Annotated in this window: 1 pseudogene; it reads left to right on the forward strand. The window is 44.6% G+C overall.

The features are described from left to right. Positions 1 to 523, forward strand: a pseudogene (locus tag ADM33_RS06930) (fibronectin-binding protein); the annotation flags it as partial.

The raw sequence follows: 523 nt of genomic DNA on the forward strand, positions 1-523 counted from the left end.
ACCGGCCGTAACGGTTGTTCGTGAAGATAAGAATGGAACCAAAGCTTCTGCGACTTACACCCCAACAGTCACACCAGTAACACCAACAGCAGAAGATACAAGATCGACAGGTAAACAAGGTCAAACTCAAACAGGTAAACCTGAATTTACTGAAGGTGATAGTCGTGTACCAATTAACGATGATGTTCCAGCAACATTTGACGATGGTTCACCGACTAAAACTGTGGAAGGTGTTGGTACATATACAGTAGCAGCAGATGGAACAGTAACCTTTGTTCCTGAAAAATCATTTACTGGAACAGCACCAGCAGTGACAGTGGTTCGTGAAGACATGAACGGAACCAAAGCCTCTGCGACTTATACCCCAACAGTCACACCAGTAACTCCAACTGCTACACCTGCAGAATCAACTGGCCTTCAAGGTCTTGTTCAAACTGGAACAGTTACCTTTACAGAAGGTGACCCAGTTGTACCAATCGACAAGGATACCATTACTCTTCTTGACAAGAATGGTCAACCAGCT

Origin of the sequence: Streptococcus oralis (assembly GCF_001075875.1) — a bacterium.
Classification (GTDB): Bacteria; Bacillota; Bacilli; order Lactobacillales; family Streptococcaceae; genus Streptococcus; species Streptococcus oralis_I.